The 19,311-nt window shown below is 59.8% G+C and carries 21 protein-coding genes; 12 read left to right on the forward strand and 9 right to left on the reverse strand.

What is annotated here, in order from left to right; translation table 11 throughout:
• The first annotated feature begins 85 nt into the window (after positions 1-85).
• From JF616_02375 to JF616_02390, 4 genes are all read left to right on the forward strand, one after another.
• Positions 86-313: a DUF2188 domain-containing protein gene (locus JF616_02375; protein ID MBW8886579.1), complete on the forward strand. Its 228-nt coding sequence runs from the start codon at positions 86-88 to the stop codon at positions 311-313.
• A gap of 374 nt (positions 314-687) precedes the next feature.
• Entirely contained in the window at positions 688-1,356 is a 669-nt protein-coding gene (locus JF616_02380; protein ID MBW8886580.1) for a hypothetical protein, read from the forward strand.
• Positions 1,357-1,370: 14 nt separating this feature from the next.
• Complete coding sequence (locus JF616_02385) at positions 1,371-1,919, forward strand: YceI family protein (protein ID MBW8886581.1); 549 nt, start codon at positions 1,371-1,373, stop codon at positions 1,917-1,919.
• Positions 1,920-2,204: 285 nt separating this feature from the next.
• Positions 2,205-2,879, forward strand: a complete 675-nt coding sequence (locus tag JF616_02390; GenBank protein ID MBW8886582.1) for an NAD(P)H-binding protein — start codon at positions 2,205-2,207, stop codon at positions 2,877-2,879.
• A gap of 61 nt (positions 2,880-2,940) precedes the next feature.
• Here JF616_02390 and JF616_02395 read toward each other — a convergent pair whose 3' ends face one another.
• From JF616_02395 to JF616_02410, 4 genes are all read right to left on the reverse strand, one after another.
• Positions 2,941-3,822, reverse strand: coding sequence for an NAD-dependent epimerase/dehydratase family protein (locus JF616_02395; protein ID MBW8886583.1), 882 nt, complete (start codon positions 3,820-3,822; stop codon positions 2,941-2,943).
• Between the two features lie 231 nt (positions 3,823-4,053).
• Entirely contained in the window at positions 4,054-4,839 is a 786-nt protein-coding gene (locus JF616_02400) for a hypothetical protein (protein ID MBW8886584.1), read from the reverse strand.
• Positions 4,840-4,897: 58 nt separating this feature from the next.
• Positions 4,898-5,479 carry a DinB family protein gene (locus JF616_02405; GenBank protein MBW8886585.1) on the reverse strand — a complete coding sequence of 194 codons (582 nt, stop codon included), beginning with the start codon at positions 5,477-5,479 and terminating at the stop codon, positions 4,898-4,900.
• Between the two features lie 9 nt (positions 5,480-5,488).
• A complete protein-coding gene (locus tag JF616_02410; GenBank protein MBW8886586.1) occupies positions 5,489-6,559 on the reverse strand; it encodes a ThuA domain-containing protein in 1,071 nt (356 codons plus the stop codon).
• 157 nt (positions 6,560-6,716) lie between these two features.
• On the opposite strand from JF616_02410, the gene JF616_02415 reads away from it, so the two are divergent.
• A complete protein-coding gene (locus JF616_02415; protein ID MBW8886587.1) occupies positions 6,717-7,103 on the forward strand; it encodes a hypothetical protein in 387 nt (128 codons plus the stop codon).
• The gene (locus JF616_02420; GenBank protein MBW8886588.1) at positions 7,100-8,098 is read left to right on the forward strand and encodes a hypothetical protein; all 999 of its coding nucleotides are present in this window, start codon (positions 7,100-7,102) and stop codon (positions 8,096-8,098) included. Before JF616_02415 ends, JF616_02420 begins: the two co-directional genes overlap by 4 nt.
• A gap of 114 nt (positions 8,099-8,212) precedes the next feature.
• Here JF616_02420 and JF616_02425 read toward each other — a convergent pair whose 3' ends face one another.
• Both JF616_02425 and JF616_02430 read right to left on the reverse strand, forming a co-directional pair.
• Positions 8,213-9,676: an adenosylhomocysteinase gene (locus JF616_02425; GenBank protein MBW8886589.1), complete on the reverse strand. Its 1,464-nt coding sequence runs from the start codon at positions 9,674-9,676 to the stop codon at positions 8,213-8,215.
• Between the two features lie 89 nt (positions 9,677-9,765).
• On the reverse strand, positions 9,766-10,962 hold the full coding sequence (locus tag JF616_02430) for a methionine adenosyltransferase (GenBank protein ID MBW8886590.1): 1,197 nt from the start codon (positions 10,960-10,962) through the stop codon (positions 9,766-9,768).
• A gap of 258 nt (positions 10,963-11,220) precedes the next feature.
• Here JF616_02430 and JF616_02435 point away from each other — a divergent pair, with 258 nt between their 5' ends.
• The 6 genes from JF616_02435 (at position 11,221) to JF616_02460 (ending at position 16,735) form a co-directional block, all read left to right on the forward strand.
• Positions 11,221-12,039 carry a PEP-CTERM sorting domain-containing protein gene (locus JF616_02435; GenBank protein ID MBW8886591.1) on the forward strand — a complete coding sequence of 273 codons (819 nt, stop codon included), beginning with the start codon at positions 11,221-11,223 and terminating at the stop codon, positions 12,037-12,039.
• A gap of 408 nt (positions 12,040-12,447) precedes the next feature.
• Positions 12,448-13,623 (forward strand): DUF1080 domain-containing protein, encoded by a 1,176-nt coding sequence (locus JF616_02440; protein ID MBW8886592.1) that lies wholly within the window; start codon positions 12,448-12,450, stop codon positions 13,621-13,623.
• A gap of 120 nt (positions 13,624-13,743) precedes the next feature.
• The gene (locus tag JF616_02445; protein MBW8886593.1) at positions 13,744-14,907 is read left to right on the forward strand and encodes a hypothetical protein; all 1,164 of its coding nucleotides are present in this window, start codon (positions 13,744-13,746) and stop codon (positions 14,905-14,907) included.
• 20 nt (positions 14,908-14,927) lie between these two features.
• Positions 14,928-15,152 (forward strand): hypothetical protein, encoded by a 225-nt coding sequence (locus JF616_02450; protein ID MBW8886594.1) that lies wholly within the window; start codon positions 14,928-14,930, stop codon positions 15,150-15,152.
• Between the two features lie 214 nt (positions 15,153-15,366).
• Complete coding sequence (locus tag JF616_02455; protein MBW8886595.1) at positions 15,367-15,552, forward strand: hypothetical protein; 186 nt, start codon at positions 15,367-15,369, stop codon at positions 15,550-15,552.
• 181 nt (positions 15,553-15,733) lie between these two features.
• Positions 15,734-16,735 (forward strand): carboxypeptidase regulatory-like domain-containing protein, encoded by a 1,002-nt coding sequence (locus JF616_02460; protein ID MBW8886596.1) that lies wholly within the window; start codon positions 15,734-15,736, stop codon positions 16,733-16,735.
• On the opposite strand, the gene JF616_02465 is transcribed toward JF616_02460, so the two are convergent.
• The 3 genes from JF616_02465 to JF616_02475 are packed head-to-tail and all read right to left on the reverse strand — an operon-like array spanning position 16,704 to position 19,240.
• Positions 16,704-17,804: a sugar kinase gene (locus JF616_02465; protein MBW8886597.1), complete on the reverse strand. Its 1,101-nt coding sequence runs from the start codon at positions 17,802-17,804 to the stop codon at positions 16,704-16,706. The genes JF616_02460 and JF616_02465 overlap by 32 nt on opposite strands.
• A 10-nt stretch (positions 17,805-17,814) precedes the next feature.
• Positions 17,815-18,447 (reverse strand): bifunctional 4-hydroxy-2-oxoglutarate aldolase/2-dehydro-3-deoxy-phosphogluconate aldolase, encoded by a 633-nt coding sequence (gene eda, locus JF616_02470; protein MBW8886598.1) that lies wholly within the window; start codon positions 18,445-18,447, stop codon positions 17,815-17,817.
• 19 nt (positions 18,448-18,466) lie between these two features.
• On the reverse strand, positions 18,467-19,240 hold the full coding sequence (locus tag JF616_02475; GenBank protein ID MBW8886599.1) for a 3-ketoacyl-ACP reductase: 774 nt from the start codon (positions 19,238-19,240) through the stop codon (positions 18,467-18,469).
• Positions 19,241-19,311: the final 71 nt, after the last annotated feature.

Below are 19,311 nucleotides of genomic sequence, written 5' to 3' on the forward strand. Positions count from 1 at the left end.
GCCCTCCGCATCCCGGGCCGTCCCCTGCGTATGATGCCGAAGGGCGGGCCGGGCCGGCCATGGGCCGGGATCGTATGTTATTGGGATGCAACCGCGAATCATCTATCAAGTGGTTCCCCGCAACGACGAATGGCATGTGGTGAAAGGCCGTAACGAATGCGAAGGCCGTTTCAAGTCCAAGCCCGATGCGGTGGAATTCGCCCGCTTCCTGGCGATGCGGGAAGCGGTGGCGGAACTGCGCGTGGCCAAGCTCGACGGGTCCATCCAATCCGAATACACCTTCGGCAAGGATCCGCACGAAGTGGAAGGCTGAACGCGCGGGAACGATCCACCTTTCCTTAGCGTTCGTCGATTACCCTTTTAAAATCCGGATCCGGGAGGAGCAACATAGCTACCATTCCGCTCCCCTGGTATCGGCAATCGCGGGTTCACCGTACACAAAAGTGTACGGGCCTGCCGCAGCGCATACTGATGCGCTCCTAATGGAACCGTAATCTCGAAGTACTCCAGGTCCGACCTCGATTTTGTCGGAATGTCTCTACATTCCGTTACTCTACGCGAAAATAATCGAGTAATTAGAATGAGGAACCCAAAACCACTTCCCGGGAGCTCTGGAATTTTATGAAGACGGCAAGAATTTTTTTTGGCATTCCGTTCGCCATCGCCTTAGGATGCCAAATCCCTGCCATGGCCGAGGATGCCGCTGCTTCCAAGCCCGTGGACCATGCGGCCGCTCGTCAAGCCCCCGCCCCCGCCAAGGATTCCTTGAAGACGCCGGAGGCTTCGCCCGCCCCCGACATGGCCGCGCTGCAGGATCCCTTGCTCCCCGCCATCATGAGCCCGGGGGAGAAACTGATGTGGGGCAAGAACGGGTTGATGCGCAAGATAGGGGCCTTTCCCTTGACGGAAGAATCGCGGGAAAAGGAAATGAGCCTGCGCCGCACCATGCTCACCGTCCATGAAATCGGCGGCTTCATCACCTTGGCTTCCATGCTGACGACCGTGGTCTACGGGCAGTTGACCTTGAACGGAAACCTCAGCCTGGGCGAAACCCATCAGGCATGGGCCACTGCCACCATAATTTCCTACTTCACCACCGCCTCCCTTTCCCTGCTGAGCCCGCCGCCTATGGTCCGCAGGAACGAATGGAATACCGTATCCATCCACAAGGGCTTGGCCATTATCCATTTCACCGGGATGATCCTGACGCCCTTGCTCGCCGACGGCATCGCCCAGGAGGAACGCGGCTCCTCGAGCCCGGCCAAGATCAACCGGGACAAGGCCCACATCCACCAGATATCCGGCTACATCACCACGGCCACGTTCGCCGCGGCGATGATGGTCATCACCTTTTGAAAACGGGAATCGAAATGCGCATTTGCTCCGGTATGGTAAAATCATTGATCGTCTCGGCGCTGGCCGTGGGCGCGGCCGCGCAGGCGAAGACCTATGAGGCCATCAAGGGGGAGTCCTCCTTGAGCTATGGTCTGGTCCATCCCATGCATCATATCACCGGGGTCAGCCGGGATTTCCTGTGCCAGGTGGATCTGTCGCCGGACACGGTTTCCTCCCATATCAAGGTCAGCGCCGCCATCAGCAGTTTCGACAGCAAGAACTCGAGCCGGGACTCGCATGCCATGGAAATGGTGGAAGCGATGAAGTATCCCAAGGTGGAGTTCTCCAGCGATGCCGTGAAGCCGGAAGGCGACGGCTACCTCGTATCCGGCAACCTCACCTTCCATGGGATAACCCACCCCGTCAGCTTCCATGTCACGCCGAAATCCGCGGGCGGCAAGGAGGAAATCATCGGCGAGTTCGCCGTAAAGCTCTCCGATTACAAGGTCGAGCGCCCCAGCTTGCTATTCGTCCGGACGGAAGACAAGCTCACCATCCGCTTCGATTTGTTCGCCAAGCCCTGAGGGACGGAACACCAGGATTAATGGTTATAGGCCTCCTCGCCGTGCACCGATAGATCCCGCGGCCCGAACGTCGTCGAGCTTATGTGGCCTGATGTTGGCTTCGATTTTCTTCACCTGACAATTGCCTTCGTAATCGTGGGCGCCAAAGGTAATTGTCAATCTTCGGGCCGGTCACCCTACTTTCCTCTGCCATCGGGTAAATAAATGTCAGGACCGGCTCCGGGTCCGGACCCGGCATGCGGGTTAATACAGTATCTTTCCCGCGTCTGTTTGCTGGGAGGACCCATGGGCTTGAAGGTCGTCGTAACCGGCGCGACCGGAATGGTGGGAAAGGCGGTCTTGCTGGAATGCCTGGATAGCGCCGCGGTGGAGCAAGTGCTCGCCATCGGCCGCCGGCCCATCGGCATGAAGCATCCCAAGCTCTCGGAGCGGCTCCTGGCCGACATGTCCGACCCGGCCTCCATCGCGGACGCCCTCTCGGGCGTGGATGCCTGTTATTTCTGCCTGGGGGTTTCGTCCATGGGGATGAGCGAGGCGGAATATTCCCGCTTGACGTACGACCTGACCCTGGGTTTCGCCAAAGCCCTGGCGGCCTCCAGCCCGCAAGCGGTCTTCTGCTACGTCTCCGGGGCGGGTACGGATTCCAGCGAGAAGGGAAAGCGCATGTGGGCGAGGGTGAAAGGCAAGACCGAGAACGCCCTGCAACGCTTGCCCTTCAAAGCGGCCTACAATTTCCGTCCCGGGTTCATCCGCCCCATGCGCGGGGTCGCTTCGCGCACGAAGACCTACCAGGTCCTCATCACCCTTTTCCGCCCCCTGTTCCCGCTGCTGGCCTTGTCCAAGGCTTTCGCCACGGATAGCGTCACCCTGGGTCGGGCGATGCTCTACGTAACCCAGAAGTTACCCGAGGGACGGTTCGTGGAAAGCGTGGATATCAATCGTTACGGCAAAGCGGGCTAGCAGAGGCCGGAACCGGTAAGCCCGGCGCGAGCCGCCGGCTCGCGCGAGCGGCTACGCGGCTCTAAGCCTGGACGTACGACCCCGCGGCTACATCCTCCAGGATGCCCGGCCGCGACGGCTTCCAACCCAAAGCCTGCTTCGTCTTATCCGAGGAGATGATCTGGTTGGCGGCCAAGGCATCCGCGAAGGGGCCCATGGCCTTCCTGGCTTCTTCCACCGTCACGGAGGAAACCTTCGCGCCCTTCCCGCCCGCTTTGGCTGCGGCTTCCGCCAACTTACGCACTTCCACTTGGCCCGAGATCCCGTGCCATACGGCGCCCGCGGCCGGCTTGGCCAAGGCCTTAACGTATAGATCGGCCAAATCCTCCACGTGGACCGTGGGCCATTTCTGATTGCCGGCGCCTACGTAACGCACTTCCCCTTCGCGTCCCGCCGCCACCCACATGGCGGGGATGCCTCCGCCCCGGCCGTACACGATGCCGGGACGCAGGACCATGCCCTTCATGGCTTTCGCCGTCAGCGCCAAGATCTCATGGGCAGGCCTCCACGCGACGATGCCCAAGGGCGAGGTGGGGGAGGATTCGTCCGCCGGCGTCGCGCCGGTCTGGCCCAGTACCCATACGCCGCTGGTGTAGATGAACGGTTTGTTCGCTCCGCTCAAAGCATCCAGGATGGCTTCCACCGTGGCGCGGTCGGACGTCGCCATATTCGCGTCGTTGGTGGCGGCCATGTGGATGACCGCATCGCAGGTGCGGGCCACGGTGGTGATGGTTTCCTTGTCGGTGAGCTCGGCTTGCACCACGGTCAAGCCGCGGATACCCAATTTCTTAGCGGACTCCTCGTTGCGCGCCATTCCGGTCAGGGAGTGTCCGGCCGCTTTGAGCGCGTCAGTAACCGCGGTTCCGATGTACCCCGTCGCTCCCGTGAGAAAAACCTTCATCATCCGCTCCTGGAATTTTTTCGTTCCTGAGAAGATAGGTGTCGTAACGACTAAATGCGAGGGAAAAGGGGGGTCGCTTGCCACCTTTGGGACCGGCTGGGACGAATGGCGCGACGGCATGGACGCCGGCCGGGGTTCAGATGAGCCGTTTGCCGGTCTTGCCGTCTTCCGTGGAAGATCGCCGGCATTGGCGCGACCCCATCCTTGTCGATGCGGAGGTAACTTGGGGCACGGCTACTCGACGATTTTCAATTTGCGGCTTAGCAAATCCAACATGCGGGGTTCGCCCCCGGCCAGACCGGGCTTGATTTCGATGTGGTACAAGGCGTTCTTCCGCATCCCGAGGAAGAAGGAAGCCGTTTCCGATTCGGAAAAGGCGAACGCCTCCAAGCCGTACTGGTCCTTTCCGTTGACGCGGTCGGAACCCGAGTGGCCGTCTATTAATTCCTGATACATGTGCGCTGCGGCGGGATGCCGTATGTAATTACTGTACCCCGAGACCACTTGGTAAACCTTCCCATCAAAGGCGTAGGCTTCGGTGAAAGTCGCATACGAAACGTAGGTGCCTTCGGATGCCTTGTAGCGGTTTCGCTTCCCCGGTTCCAGATCGCGCGGTTCCGCCCCGTGGCCCAGGGCGATTTGCAAATCCTCGGCGCTGGGGAAGCGCATAAGAATGGCGGCATTGACCGGCCGTTCTTTGGGCCAAAGTTTGTACACGTAGAACCCTGTCGTGGCCAGCATCAGCAGGGCGACTTGCAACATGAGTTTGGAGGGACGGTATAACCCCAAGTACCAATACCATAGGCTGCCCCGGCTCGCGAACCAGGCCGCGACAGGCTTGCGAAGGATGCGGAAAGAGACGTACCAGACGGGCACGATCGGAACGAGCAGGGCCGCGGCGCCCACGACTCCGTTGCGATCGCTGCTGAACAGCATTACTATGAACAAGGCGCCGATCACCGTGGCGCATGGGAATAAAACGCAGGCGAGACCGATCAGGATCCGGGATTTCCAGGACATGGTTGGCAAAGATATCCCATCGGCCGGAATTGCCAAGGGCCAATTCCAATGGTGGTTTTCAAGTAGCGCCAGGGCTGCCGGCAGGAACCTTCTGCCCGGCTAGGGCATCCTTTAAGCGCTTGGCTTGGTTGAAGTGCCGCTTCTCATGCTCGACCAAGATTGTGATGCAAGCCCGCAGCGAGTAGGTCACGAAGGGGCCAGCGGGCGAGGTGATGATCTGCTTGTCCAAATCCTCCTCCCGGATCGCCTTCAGCTTTTCCGTCAATTGCGCGTTCGAGGTCGCGACTTCTCCCGCCAGGTTGCGGCCGTAGCGGGAGCTGAGGGGCATAAAGACCGGGAAGGTCTTGGATTTGCCTTGGGTCTCGGGGGAAACCGCCTTCAGGATCATCTTGGCCCAGAAGGTCGGGAGGAAAGGGATCCGGCTCCAAGCGTTGCGGCGATGCCGATTCTGGGCGACCGCGTCAAGTACATTATGATAGGACCGGTTGCACTGGATGATATGGTCCAGGCACTCGTTGATGCTCCACGCCTTCTCTTCCGGCTTGAGATCCGCATCGGCCGCGGACAAGTCCGAAAATTCCGCCGCGAATTTACCCGAGAGATCGGCGAGTTCCTGGATTTTCCGTTCGATGAATTTCATGGTTGGCCTTTAACGGACAATTTTCATTGTCCTGTGGAAATCCGCGGTTTTGAAGTCGACGAAGTATAGGGAACCGCGCAAACCCTCCGGCAGAGGCACGGAGTGGGAGCCGGCATCTAGGGTCGCATCGATTAATCTCGAAAGCATCCTGCCCTTAAAATCGTAAAGCCGGATCGCTACATGGGCCCTTTTCGGAAGCCCGAAACGCAAGGATTGGTTCCTGCCATCGCTGAACCGTTGCAGCTCGAAGCCCATCGGCGCCGGCCCGTCAGCGATCCCGGTTGGCCCATATCCCGGTCGATTGAGCGCGTACAGGATGCCGTTGAGGAATAACTTATTCCAGTTAGAGCCTGAATTCCACGTATCGGCGTTATGGCCGGGAGCCAATCCGAAATAGCGTCCTCCCTGATAGTTGTGCCTGTAGACGAAGGGATAAAAGGACTGCGTTTGTCCGGCCGGGTAATCTTTAGCGTCGGCCCTGATCAACACCTTGTAACTCGTGTCGGCCTCGGTGAAAAACAAGCTGTCGACCCGGACCTGCTGGTTGTCGGTAAAATCCTTGGGCAGGCCCATGGTCAGGAATTCATTCGGGTCCGACACATGGTAGGTACTGCTCTGCGGCCCGATATCGTTCACGTACCGCAGGCCCATGAAGGTCCGGACGTACCATGGCCAGTTGCTGTTCATCCTGGTGTGGGCGTGCACGCCGACTACCCCTTTCCCCGAGAGCACCCAATCCTTGAACGCCGAATCCTGATCCGCGCTCATGGTATCGCTCAGTCCCGTGGAGGGATTGGCCTTGTTGTACGCCTCGGGGTACATCAGCACGACCGCGGCGTATTGCGCCAGATTGGCTTTGTTGAATGACGTCAGATGAATCGTGGTATCGATCGTGAAGGCGTTTGACGAGGCGAATCCCTTCATCAACGTCATGGCCGCAGCGATGCCGGCCGCGTGGCCGCTATAGGGGAGGGAATCCTTGAACACCAGTATTTTTTCGCCATTAGCGGAAATGGAGGACGGTATCGACAATGCGAGCAAGGACAACACCATCGCGCGCCCGAAAACCCTGCTTAGCATATCACCCGCCCTTTTTGAGGCATAATTTATCGTTTCGTTTCGATAACTTACCCTGACCCGATGGGTTCGGGATGGGGTTTTTTAGCCTATACAATCATGGGCATCGGGCAAACTGAAAACGGAGGGAAAAGCATTATATAATCCAAGAGGAGGCAATATGCGCCGATTGATTTTATTCTGCATGTTCCCGGTCTTAGCGTTCGCCCAGATTGCGCTTCAGGCCGGCGGGCAAACCGCAGCCTTCACGCTAAAGGCCGGCGGCAAGGCTGCCTGGAACATCGCGGGCGCCCCGATCGGCAATTCCCCGAAAGCGCCGGTTTCGGATTTCCGCATCAGCATGGCCGGAAACAAGCTTTTCGTACAAGCGGGTACTAAAGGCTTGCTTCGCCTGGTCGATAGCCGCGGACGCATCGCTGCCACGCTGGCGGTGGATCATGACGGGTATGCGGCATTGCCGCACGGACTTCCAATCAGTATTTACGCGGCCAGATTCGAGGCGCCGGGAATGCGCCCGAGGATCGCGAAATTAGCGGTGGTACGATGAAGATTTTATTCATGATCCTGGTATCGGCCTCTCTCCTGCCGGCCATGACGCTCAGCGTGGATAGCGTCACGGTTGACAGCGTTTGGAACAGCGATAGTGGCGGCGTGGCCCGGCGTTCCTGCCTGGTCACTTTCGTGCCCAAGGGGGATGCGCAGTATGCCTGGTGCGCTCCCTCCGTTTCGTTTAACGGGGGCTCAACCTGGTTTGCGGACTCCATCGTCTGCGTGAACAAGGCAATTGATACCCTGCTTCCCTGCGGCAAGAAAAAAACCATCACGCTACGGATTAAAGGGGGCGACCGGAACGATGTCGCCATCCGCATGACCGCCAAATTACTCGACTCGTCCGGCCACTATGAGGTGGACTTCGCCAAGATGCAAATCGAAGACCCTTTGTCCGTGGGAGGGTTGTGGTCCAACAATACTCAGGGCGTTGGAGGCAACGCGGCCCCGCTTAACCTCACCAGCATGCGCGTAGCCTTGGCCTCGGATGGTGTCACGCGCATCGCCATGGAAAACCACGGGGGCATCGAGTACGACGACAGCTTCGCTTTTATCCCCGGCTGGGGCGCCAACCAGTTCCTGGAAGCGGTGATCTATAAGGCCGCCGGCTACAACCCCAACGCCAGCGGGTCGAATCATGAATTGGAAATCATCCTGGGTTGCCGGACGGCCAGCGGTATCCATCGCTGGAACGAATTTCTGTTCAACTCGGGCGGAGGGGTCGATATCGTGAGCCTTGACGGAGGTCCCAGCGCTTTCACCTCCATCGGGGTAAGCGCCGGCGCCGCCCGGATTCCGGTAGACGGCGACGTGTTCCGCGCCACCAAGATCGGCAATGCGCTGAAATTTTACCAGAACGGCGTTCTGATTTGCAGCTATACGGGCCCGCTGGCCGCCGATGGCAGCGGGATCGGCATCGGCGGGTTTGTCCGCCCGGACGGCTCGGTGCACAACAAATACGGGTTCCGCCGGCTTACCCTGGGCAATCTCTAGGCTTGTCGGCGGGCCGCGCCCGGATCGCCAGAACGGATCACCAGCATAAAAAAAGCCCCCGGAGTCTCCTCCAGGGGCTTCATCTTTTCCAATCGGCTCAACGGCCGACCGGGACTAGTAGCGGTAGTGGTTCGCCTTGTAAGGCCCTTCCACCGGCACGTTGATGTAGTCGGACTGCTTCTTCGAAAGCTTGGTCAGCTTCACGCCCAGCTTGTCCAGATGCAGGCGGGCCACTTCCTCGTCCAGGTGCTTGGGCAAGGTGTAGACCCCCACTTCCAGCTTCTTGGTCCAGAGTTCGATCTGCGCCAGCGACTGGTTAGTGAACGAGGTCGACATCACGAAGCTCGGATGGCCGGTGGCGCAGCCGAGGTTCACCAGGCGGCCTTCGGCCAGCAGGTAGATGCAATGGCCGTCGGGGAAGATGTACTTGTCCACCTGGGGCTTGATGTTGACGTGCTTGATGCCGGGCCAGCCGCGCAGGCCGGCGATGTCCACTTCGGAATCGAAGTGGCCGATGTTGCAGACGATGGACTGATCCTTCATCTTGCTCATGTGCTCGGCGGTGATGATGTCCACGTTGCCGGTGGTGGTAACGAAGATGTTACCCTCGGCCAGGGCGTCCTCGACCGTGGTCACCTTGTAGCCTTCCATCGCGGCCTGCAGGGCGCAGATGGGGTCGATTTCGGTGACGATGGTGCGGGCGCCGAAATTGCGCATGGACTGGGCGCAGCCCTTGCCCACGTCGCCGTAGCCGCAGATGACGGCGATCTTGCCGGCGACCATGGTGTCAGTGGCGCGCTTGATGCCGTCGGCCAGGGATTCCCGGCAGCCGTAAAGGTTGTCGAACTTGGACTTGGTCACCGAGTCGTTCACGTTGATGGCGGGGACGAGCAGCTCGCCCTTCTCGAACATCTGGTACAGGCGATGCACGCCGGTGGTGGTCTCTTCCGAAACGCCCTTCCAATCCTTGACGTAGCGGGCCCACATGCCCGGGGCTTCCTTAAGCGTCCGCTTCAGGAGCTTCAGGATCACCGCTTCCTCTTCGGAACCGGCCTTGCGGTCGAGGAAGGAAGGATCCTTCTCGGCCTTGACGCCCCAGTGCAGGAGCAGGGTGGCGTCGCCGCCGTCGTCGACGATCAGTTCCGGTCCGATCAGCTCGCCGTTCTTGCCCGGAAAGCTGAGGGCGGCCAGGGTGCATTCCCAGTACTCTTCCAGGGTCTCGCCCTTCCAGGCGTAGACGGGGGTGCCGGCCTTGGCGATGGCCGCGGCGGCATGGTCCTGGGTGGAGAAGATGTTGCACGAGGCCCAGCGCACGTCGGCGCCGAGTTCCTTCAAGGTCTCGATGAGCACGCCGGTCTGGATGGTCATGTGCAGCGAGCCCATGATGCGAACGCCCTTGAGGGGCTTGGTCTTGCCGTACTTCGCGCGGGTGGCCATCAGGCCGGGCATTTCATGCTCGGCGATCTCGAGCTCCTTGCGGCCGAAGTCGGCCAGGCTCATATCGGCGACTTGGAAGTTGCCCCAAGTGGGGGCGTTGTACTGGGACTGCTTGACGCCCTTGGGCGCTGCCTGGGTCATGGTCGACATGGATTCGTTCCTTTGTTGTTCCGTTAATTCCTGAATATGAAAAGGCCCGCCGCGTATCCTACGGGCGGGCCGGGAGGGATTTAGGCCATCACCTTTTCGGGCTTGCCCGCGGTGAGCTTGGCGGCGGAAGCCTTGAGGGCCTCGGCCTTGTCGGTCTTTTCCCAGGTGAAGGCATCGCCCTTGCGGCCGAAATGGCCATGGGTGGCGGTCGCCTTGTAACGGGGCTTCAGCAGATCCAGGGTGCGGATGATACCGGCCGGAGTGAGGTCGAAATGCTCGTGCACCAGGGCCTCGAGGGCCTCGGTGGAAAGCTTGGAGGTGCCGAAGGTATCGACGTAGACGGAGACGGGCTTGGCGACGCCGATGGCGTAGGCCACCTGAACTTCGCACTTGGTGGCCAGGCCGGCCGCCACGATGTTCTTGGCCACGTAGCGCGCGGCGTACGCGGCGCTGCGGTCCACCTTGGACGGATCCTTGCCCGAGAAGGCGCCGCCGCCGTGGCGGCCCATGCCGCCGTAGGTGTCCACGATGATCTTGCGGCCGGTGAGGCCGGAGTCGCCCATGGGTCCGCCGACCACGAAGCGGCCGGTGGGGTTGATGTAGAACTTGGTGTTGGCGTCGAGGAGGTGGGCGGGGATGGTCGCCTTGATGCACTTCTCGAGGATTTCCTTCACGAGGGTGGCGTGGTCCACTTCCTCGCCGTGCTGGGTGGAGACCACGATGGCGTCGATGCGCTTGGGCTTGCCGTCGATATACTCGACGGTGACCTGGGACTTGGAGTCGGGACGCAGCCAAGTGAGTACGCCCTTCTCGCGTAGTTCGGCCAGCTTCTCCATCAGGCGATGGCTGTAGTGGATGGGCATGGGCATCAACTCGGGGGTATCGTCGCAAGCGAAGCCGAACATCATGCCCTGGTCGCCGGCGCCCTGTTCCTTGTGGAGGCCTTCGCCTTCGGTCACGCCCTGGGAGATGTCCGGGGACTGCTTGTTGAGGGCGACCATGACGTTGCAGGTCTTGGCATCGAAGCCCCATTCGGCATTGGTATAGCCGGTGCGGGCCACGGCGTCGCGAACGACCTTCTGGAAGTCGATGTTGGCCTTGGTGGTGATTTCGCCGGCGATAATCACCATGCCGGTGGCCAGCATGGTTTCGCAAGCCACGCGGCTCTTGGGATCCTGCTCCAGCATCGCGTCGAGGATGGAGTCGGAGATCTGATCGGCCATCTTATCGGGATGGCCCATGGATACGGATTCGGACGTAAAGAGCTGTCTGGACATTACGGACTCCTGCTGATGGTTCCAAGCGACCCGGGTCGCCCGCGGCCAAATTATGGCCCTCTTTGGTAAAGGATACAATATTTCCAATCGAGATGCATCGGTTTATCGCGATGGATTGATATTTCCTATCTGATGCCGGCTTTTGAATGAAAAGTCGGGAAATTTGACAGAAAACAGACCATCAGAGGTTTAAATCCCTCCCCTCATCCAATTTCAGGGAGGATGCCTTTGGCATGGTATTCGATGTGCAGACCGGATATGAAAAAACCTTTCCAATTCTTCCTCTTAGGCATCATATCCATCGTCAGCGTATCCAAGTCACTAGCGGTCCCGGTACTTAACTCCTCGAACCTGTACACGATCAGCTCGGACGCGGCAGTTGGATCAACCGTCCAATCCACCAGCCTGACGAGCGGCGCAGCGGCAATATCCTCCGATCTCGGCACGGTTTCCGAATCGACCCAGGGGACGGTTTCGTCTTCGGCGAACAGCTTGACGATGAACTACGCCTTTTCCGAGCATCTCGACGCCCCTCATCCTACCCTGGTTTCATATTACGACTACTGGTACGGGTACGTCAGCTTTCTATCCGGCGATATGTACTCCCAATCGCTGGTCAACGGGACCTTCACTTTGGATGCCGCAGATGTCGGATACACCTATTCCATGACAGCCGATTTCGACCAGACCGGTACTTCCCAGATGGTGCTCTTCGCCAGTCTCTACGACATTACCGAGTACGGAGCTCTGTACGATGATTTCCAGTTCACCAATGGCTCGACGGACGGTAGCATGGGACTGGGAACGGGGGCCCAATCATTCAATTATCCTACCGTCGGCGCTACTTCGGGGGACCTGATCGCAGGGCATACCTACGGTTATTCCATGTCCAGCTATATCCGGCATTGGCAGGCCGCCGATGGCGAAACCGCAACGGATGCGCAAGGGACTTTCGCGATGAATATCCAGGGACCGGCTCCCGAAGCCGTTCCCGAGCCGTCGAGCTTGGCCTTGTTAGGCCTCGGAGCTTGTGGTATCATTTTCGCCGCCCGCAAGCGGACCTCTTCCCGCGCCTAATCGCACTTCGACGCCGGACCTCGACTAATGGCCGGCCCCGGATCTTTCCCGTCAGGCCCTTGGGTTTTAATTGGCTACGCCCAGCTTAACGCCCCAATACCATTTGGACGGAGCGGCCACCGGGGACTTCTTTGAGAACCTAATCCATGCCCGATTTGGTTTAGGTCCCTTCGATTCGGCTCCCTGCTTTGTCGCTTTAAGCCCGATTATAAAGGTCTTGATATCTTGTGCGAAAATAAATGAGCGCTTCGAGTAATTTTGCGGAAATGTGCCCAAGAATATGGAGAAATACTGCCGACGATTGAAATTTCCGACTTAAGTTACTTCCTATACAAATTTTGAAGACGGCATCGATTTAAGGGGTATACCGTGAAATCCAACCTGGGCCGAAGCCTCCTTACAGCGACAATGTTCTTTTCTCTCGTCGGAACCGGATTCGCGCAAACCCAGGACGGCGGGATCTATGTATCGGGCCTCCCCAACAACGCCCTTACGGCTGACGAAGCCAAGGATGGATATGAATTGCTTTGGAACGGCAAGGACTACACAGGCTGGGTGCTGAACAACAGCAAGTCCAATCCCGGCGCTCCCGATGCCGCCGGCAACTGGACCATCGTGAACACCAAGGGCGTGGAAAGCGGGGACACGCACAAGAGCGCCTCTCCCGACTCGAACATGCTGGAAGTGGTGAGCGCCGGTTCCAGCCTTTTTACCAAGGACGCATCCTTCCTCAATTTCGATTGGAAAGTCGAGTGGCAAGCCACCGTAGGCGCGGCGGGTAACGCGGGCCTTCTCTACTATTACCAAATCGCAGTCAGCACCGAGAATAATCCCACCGCTGCCGAATACCAATTGCAGAACTCGCAATGGGTCGACGAGTGGAAGTCGCTGTTGACGACGGCGGGTTGCAACTATGAGATGACTCCGCTACTCCCCTCGCGGAAGAATTCGGACAATTCCCCGAACTGGCTGCGGGCCGAAGGCCATTGGAACCAATCGCGCATCATCTCCTATCAAGGCCATTGCGCCCATTACGGAAACGGCCTGCGACTGCTGGAGTACCAGAAGGGCACGCCGGCCTATCAGACGGCATTCGCAGCCAGTAAGTACCAGACCTATGCCACCTACCCGACGATCCATGCCGGGAGCTTTTTCATCCAGGACCACGGACAGCCGCAAATGAAGTTCCGCAACCTCCGCGTCAAGCGGCTCACGGATAATCCGTGGGGCCCCGCTTCCCCCTATCTCAACAAAGCTTCCGGTAAGGACTCCACCCTCATCGACACCCTGGCTTTCGACCAGGACCTGTTCCCTAAGGGGGTTTCCAACCTGCCGAAGTACTTGATCGTGCCCAGGACGGCCGTCAAGATCAGGACCAGCAGCGAAGGCTTGTCCATCGAGTTTTCCGAAGCGGGGAATTACACCGTGACGATTGAAGATGTGCGCGGCATGCGTTACTCGATTCACAAGGTAAAGCAGGCCAACCAGATTTTCCTATCGGGAAAATTCAACGGCAGCCCCCGGGTACTCACGATCTGGAAGGGCGACAAGAAGCTTACAGAAAGCATCATCGGCGTAAAATAAGCCGCATACGACCGCTTCGCGGGCAAGCCATTCGATTCCGCTAACGCGGGGCCCGCCGATACGGCCGCGCTCCGCGCCCTACAATCGCATCCGACCAAATCCACTACAGGAGAGTTCCGCATGATGAAGTCCTTGGTCGCCTCCACCGTGGCGCTGGCAAGCCTGCTCGGCGGTCCGGCTTACGCGGACGAAGGCGATAGCATCCAATTCCTGAGGCCGGTTCTCAACGTCACCCAGGAAGTGGACCGCGTGGTGAAGGGGGGCGAATTCCAGAACCAGAAGGGCGGCCTCGACAACGCATGGGTGATGCCGACCATTGGTTCTCTGGACCTGCAGATCAAGACCGGCCGCGGCCTGGGGTTGGAGATGATGCTGGCGGGCATCTATTACAGCGCCCCTTACCATAATGACCTCCCTCAGAATTACGTGCGCAGCTTGGCGCTGATCGCTCCCCGTCTCGATGGCAGTTACGTCTACGGCGATCCCGCGCATCCGACCCTACGCATCGACGCCGGAATCTTCAACTACAAATACGACGAGTACGCGCGGAACCTCGGCGAGTACATGTTCCGCACCTGGGCATACCCCGGGATAATCCAGAACGGAGGCACCTTCAACTACAATGGCGCGAATTCCGCCACCGTCACGGGTCTCAAGTTCAACCAATCGCTGGGCATTTTCTCCCATGACTTCATCGTCTCGCTCGAGACGGAGATGACCCCCGTATATGACCTCAATCTGACCTATATGGCCAAGGTCAGCGTGTCCAACATCCTGAAGATCGGCGGCGGCGTGCAATTGGCGCGCCTCCTGAATGCGCATGCCTACGCTAAGCAGCCGAATATCGACGACGTCATGCGGGTCCGGTATTTCGAATATAACGGGAAGAACCTGGTGACCGGGGCCCTGGGCGCCGGTTACTATAACGCCCTCAAGGGCGGTATCGATACCCTGCTCGCGAAACCCAATCTATCCGCCGCCGATCGGGCCAGGTTGACGGCGGAAAGGGCGGATGTCGATACCGCTATCGCGGCGAACGATTCCATATTGGCCGGGAAACTGAAACCGGAAATCAAATCCTATACCGCCTTTGCCATAAAGCCTCTGGTGTACTTCTCCTTCGATCCCAAACCTCTCTTGGGGAGCCCCGGCATTTTCGGCGCGAAGGATCTGGTCATCTATGGCGAAGCCGCCATTCTCGGCGCGCAGAACCATCCCGTATATTACGAGAAAATGTCAGAGCGTATCCCTATGTCCCTACCTATGACGCCGCGCAGAACCTGAATGGCCGGCCCACTCCCTTCATGTTCTTGTCGGAGAATTATTATCCGACCAACTGGGACAGGGATAACCTGAAGTGGTCCGTCTCCCTGGAGAAAAGCATCCTCAAGAACTTCATGGTCAGCGCCCAGGCCGCAAGCGATCATTCCCGCGGTTGGGATTGGGCCAATTTCGGAAAGACGCCTTGGGAAATCTATACCCGACCCAGCGAGTGGTATTGGAGCCTGAAGCTCGGGGTTAAGATCTAATCCTCCTCAGGGCCAAGATTTAATCCCCGCTTCGAAGCCGTCGGGGGCGGGCGGGACGCCGTTTTTGTCCGGGGAAATACCGCCCTAAGTCAGAAACGAGTTGCGATTGGCCCCTTACGCGGAACCTGGCCCCCCGGCCGACCGTTGCATCGGAATGGGGATTTGCTATCATTTGGCCGCTGCCCCGGATCGGGCGCGGCTTTCGGAGTGACTCATGAACTTGATCGGCGGAATCGTCCTCTTCGTCATCTGGGCCGTTGGCGCGCTCGCTTCCATCAGCTGGGCCCTTTCCATGGGCGCCACTTTGGTGCTAGGCCTGGTCCTGTGGAACTCCTTCTTCGGCTTCTGTACGGCAGGTTTTCTCATGCTGTTCTGGAGCCGCGAACACTGGTTGGGCTGATCCCTCAGGTTTCCGCCACCTCTTCCGAACCTTACCGATCCCGCCTCTCGCGGGCACGGATTTGTTCCCTCACCGCCGCAAGATTCCCCCTATCCCGTTCCCTCGACGGATTTAACTTAAGTCGGTCGGCCGGTACATTGCTGCCGGGCGAATCGGTTCACTCCGGGTCCTAGGGGGCGAAATGGGAAATCCTTCCCGTCACGTCGGAATATTATTCCTGGCTTTCGCCTTCGCATGGGGCGCGGGACAAAGCTCCGCGGCCACGGTGTTCGGCACCGTAGCCGAACCCCCGCAGTACATTCCCATCCAGGGTGCGATAGTGCGCCTGGTGCACGGCCCGACCAAGCAGGTCGATTCGCTCCAAACCGATAGCGCCGGCGCGTATCATTTCTACGATGTTACGGGTTGCGAGCAGGCATGCGCAATCGAAGTCGGCAAACCGGGATTCTGGTTCTTCGCTTCCGATTATTTCGGGATCGCCGCGGACGGAGGCAAGCAGGTGGACGTCGCGCTGGAACGTATCCATTCCTTGACCGTCCGGGTTTTCAAGGCGGAGGATACGGCGCAGGCCATCTTGAACTCCCAGGCGGTGCTGTTCTCGGCGGGCAACGAGCCGCCTCGTTCCGTAATGATCGACTCCACGGGAAGCATCCGCTTCACCGAGCTCCAGTCCTTCACGGGGTATCTCCTATCGGTCTCGGCGCCGGGCCGGAAGACGACTTCGAACATGCTCCATTTCCATGATCCCGTCTCCAACATCTTCTTCCGCGTCCTGCTCGACAGCGATGTCGCGGCGACCAATAAGGAATTGAAGGGGGCCTTAAGCATGCGGGGCGCGGGTCCGGCCGTGGGCGAGAGGGTCCTTCTGAGTTGCCGGAACGATCAGGCGGCGGCCGATCTGTTCGCGCAAACCGGTTCGCAGGGGGAGTACTCCATACCAGGCGTGCCGGCGGCTTGCGATTCCGTGAGGCTCTATGCCGGGGAGGACTCGACGATCGTCGCGATGCCGGATAAGGAGAACCAATTCGATTGGTCGGCCGTTTTCCCGGGGACGCTCGCGGTCAGGCCGGGCGGCTACCGTAAGGCCCAAGCCGGATCGCGCCCGGCGCCTTGGCGCGGTTACGACTTGGTAGGGCGGAAATTGGCGGCGTTCATCTTTGGACCCGGGCCGATGCGCCCTTGACCAAGGCTTCCACTTCCGCCAGGCTCGCCATGGACGTATCGCCGGGAGTGGTCATGGCCAAGGCGCCATGGGCCGCCCCGTATTCCACCGCCGCGGCCAAATCGCTTTTCTCCATCAGCCCGTAGATGAGGCCGGACGCGAAACTGTCGCCGCCGCCCACCCGATCGTAAATCCATAGATCCTTGCGCAGGGTGGCTTCGTGGAATCGGCCGCCGCCCCAGGCCACCGCGCCCCAATCGTTTACGGAAGCCGATTTCACGGTACGTAAGGTGGTGGCGATGACCTTGAAGTTGGGGAACTCCTTGACCACGTCCCCGATCATGGATTTGAAATCGGCCGAGTCCAGGTCGGAGAGATTCTCGTTGGTTCCGGATACTTCGAATCCCAGCGAGGCGGTGAAGTCCTCTTCGTTGCCGATCATCACGTCCACGTATCGCGCGAGCCTCCGGTTCACTTCCCGGGCGCGCTTCTGCCCGCCGAATTGCTTCCATAGGGAGGGCCGGTAATTGAGATCGAAAGAGACGACGGTGCCATGGCGCTTGGCCGCGATCATCGCCTCTTCGATCACGTCCGGCGTGGTCGCGGAAAGGCCGGCGTAGATGCCGCCGGTATGGAACCAGCGCGCTCCTTGGCGCCCGAAGACGTCTTCCCAATCGATATCGCCTTGCTTGAGCTGGCTGGCGGCGGTATGCCCCCGATCGGAGATGCCCACTGCGCCGCGCGCGCCGAAGCCGCGTTCAGTGAAATTGAGCCCGACGCGCGTCGCCCGCCCCAAGCCGTCGTAGGGTACCCAACGGATGAAAGAGGTATCGACCCCGCCTTGCAGGATGAAGTCCTCCACCAGGCGGCCGATTTCGTTGTCGGCGAAGGCGGTGACCACGGCGGTCCTGAGCCCGAAGCAGCGGCGCAAGCCGCGGGCGACATTATACTCGCCGCCGCCTTCCCAGGCCCGGAAGCCGCGGGCGGTCCGTATGCGCATATCCCCGGGGTCCAGGCGCAACATGATTTCGCCCAGCGAGATCTGATCGAAGCGGCAGGATGTGGCGGGCTTAACGTTCAACAGGCTCATCGCTCCTCGCTTATTTTCCGGCCTTCGCGAGCGCCACGGCGTTCGCCGACAGGCGCGTAACTTCGTCCCAGTTGCCGGTCCTCAGCAGTTCGGGGGCGACCATGAACGATCCGCCCACCGCGATCACCGCCTTGTAGGCCAGGTAATCCGGCAGCTTGGCCAGATCGATGCCACCGGTGGGGATGAAACGGACCATGGAATAGGGCGCTCCGATGGCCTTCAAGGTTTTGATACCGCCCAAGTTCTCGGCCGGGAAGAATTTCACGACATCGACGCCTTCGTCGAGGGCCATCTGGATTTCCGTGGGCGTGGCGACGCCGGGGAAAACGGGTATGCCGAGCTCGCGGCAACGCCGCACGACCTTGGCATTGAAGCCCGGCGTGACGATATAGGCGGCCCCGGCGGCCATGGCCCGATCGACTTGATCGGGCTGGAGGATGGTGCCGGCTCCCAGGCAGATATCCTTGTCCTTGGCGATGGACCGGATGGCGCCCTCGGCGGCGTCGGTGCGGAAGGTGACTTCCGCGCAGGGAAGCCCGCCGGCCTTAAGGGCCTGGGCCAAGGGCCAGGCGTCCTCGGCCCGATCGATGATGACCACGGGCATGAGGCGTATGGAAGCGAGCCTGTCGAATACGGGGCGCATGAATGCTCCTTATGGCCGCTCAAAGCCGCGGAACGGTGAGACCGCCGTCCACCATGATCACCTGGCCGGTGGAATAGGGAAGATCGCCGCGCGCCAGCATGGCCACGGCCTTGCCCACGTCTTCGGGAAAACCCCAGCGGCCTTGGGGCACTAGTCCACCGGAGATCAAGGCGTCGTACTTGGCGGCCACGCCGGCGGTCATGTCGGTTTTGATGATGCCGGGTCTTACCTCGTACACCGGGATGCCGAACTCGGCCAGGCGCGCGGCCCATAGCTGGTTGGACATGCCCAAAGCCGCCTTGGCCAGGCAATAATCGCCGCGATTGGTCGATGCCAGGGTAGCCGATATGGACGAGACGTTCACGATGGCCGGGGAACGGGAAGGGTCTTCGCGCCGCTGGGCGATCATCCATTTGGCGGCGAGTTGGGTCAGGAAATAAGGGCCCTTCAGGTTCACTTCGATCAACTCATCGAAGCTCTCTTCGCCCGCGTCAAGGATGTCGGCGCGCGCCCGTGGAGCGATCCCGGCATTATTGACCAGGACGTCCAATCGGCCGAAGCGACCCCGGATGCTTTCCAGGAATCCGGTCCGTTCGGATGCCGCCGCGACGTTGGCCTGCAGGTAATGAACCTCGACGCCGAGAGCGCGCAAATCCGCGAGGGATTCCACATCCTTCTCCTCCTTACGCCCGCATAGGGCCAGGGAGAAACCTTCCCGAGCCAATGCCGTAGAGATCCCTAAGCCGATACCTCGTCCGCCGCCGGTGATTGCTGCAACTTTATGGGTCACGATATTCGCTTCTTCGATTAGGGTAAAGGGTAAAGGGTACAGGGTAAGGTTCGATGACTCACTTTCGCTGATAC

It is taken from the genome of Fibrobacterota bacterium (assembly GCA_019509785.1).
Classification (GTDB): domain Bacteria; phylum Fibrobacterota; class Fibrobacteria; order UBA11236; family UBA11236; genus Chersky-265.

Bases quoted from the DNA above. Each gene is read 5' to 3' on its own strand.
- JF616_02375 (MBW8886579.1), top strand. From the start codon at position 86: ATGCAACCGCGAATCATCTATCAAGTGGTTCCCCGCAACGACGAATGG.
- JF616_02380 (MBW8886580.1), top strand. From the start codon at position 688: ATGGCCGAGGATGCCGCTGCTTCCAAGCCCGTGGACCATGCGGCCGCT.
- JF616_02385 (MBW8886581.1), top strand. From the start codon at position 1,371: ATGCGCATTTGCTCCGGTATGGTAAAATCATTGATCGTCTCGGCGCTG.
- JF616_02390 (MBW8886582.1), top strand. From the start codon at position 2,205: ATGGGCTTGAAGGTCGTCGTAACCGGCGCGACCGGAATGGTGGGAAAG.
- JF616_02395 (MBW8886583.1), bottom strand. From the start codon at position 3,822: ATGATGAAGGTTTTTCTCACGGGAGCGACGGGGTACATCGGAACCGCG.
- JF616_02400 (MBW8886584.1), bottom strand. From the start codon at position 4,839: ATGTCCTGGAAATCCCGGATCCTGATCGGTCTCGCCTGCGTTTTATTC.
- JF616_02405 (MBW8886585.1), bottom strand. From the start codon at position 5,479: ATGAAATTCATCGAACGGAAAATCCAGGAACTCGCCGATCTCTCGGGT.
- JF616_02410 (MBW8886586.1), bottom strand. From the start codon at position 6,559: ATGCTAAGCAGGGTTTTCGGGCGCGCGATGGTGTTGTCCTTGCTCGCA.
- JF616_02415 (MBW8886587.1), top strand. From the start codon at position 6,717: ATGCGCCGATTGATTTTATTCTGCATGTTCCCGGTCTTAGCGTTCGCC.
- JF616_02420 (MBW8886588.1), top strand. From the start codon at position 7,100: ATGAAGATTTTATTCATGATCCTGGTATCGGCCTCTCTCCTGCCGGCC.
- JF616_02425 (MBW8886589.1), bottom strand. From the start codon at position 9,676: ATGACCCAGGCAGCGCCCAAGGGCGTCAAGCAGTCCCAGTACAACGCC.
- JF616_02430 (MBW8886590.1), bottom strand. From the start codon at position 10,962: ATGTCCAGACAGCTCTTTACGTCCGAATCCGTATCCATGGGCCATCCC.
- JF616_02435 (MBW8886591.1), top strand. From the start codon at position 11,221: ATGAAAAAACCTTTCCAATTCTTCCTCTTAGGCATCATATCCATCGTC.
- JF616_02440 (MBW8886592.1), top strand. From the start codon at position 12,448: ATGTTCTTTTCTCTCGTCGGAACCGGATTCGCGCAAACCCAGGACGGC.
- JF616_02445 (MBW8886593.1), top strand. From the start codon at position 13,744: ATGATGAAGTCCTTGGTCGCCTCCACCGTGGCGCTGGCAAGCCTGCTC.
- JF616_02450 (MBW8886594.1), top strand. From the start codon at position 14,928: ATGTTCTTGTCGGAGAATTATTATCCGACCAACTGGGACAGGGATAAC.
- JF616_02455 (MBW8886595.1), top strand. From the start codon at position 15,367: ATGAACTTGATCGGCGGAATCGTCCTCTTCGTCATCTGGGCCGTTGGC.
- JF616_02460 (MBW8886596.1), top strand. From the start codon at position 15,734: ATGGGAAATCCTTCCCGTCACGTCGGAATATTATTCCTGGCTTTCGCC.
- JF616_02465 (MBW8886597.1), bottom strand. From the start codon at position 17,804: ATGAGCCTGTTGAACGTTAAGCCCGCCACATCCTGCCGCTTCGATCAG.
- eda (MBW8886598.1), bottom strand. From the start codon at position 18,447: ATGCGCCCCGTATTCGACAGGCTCGCTTCCATACGCCTCATGCCCGTG.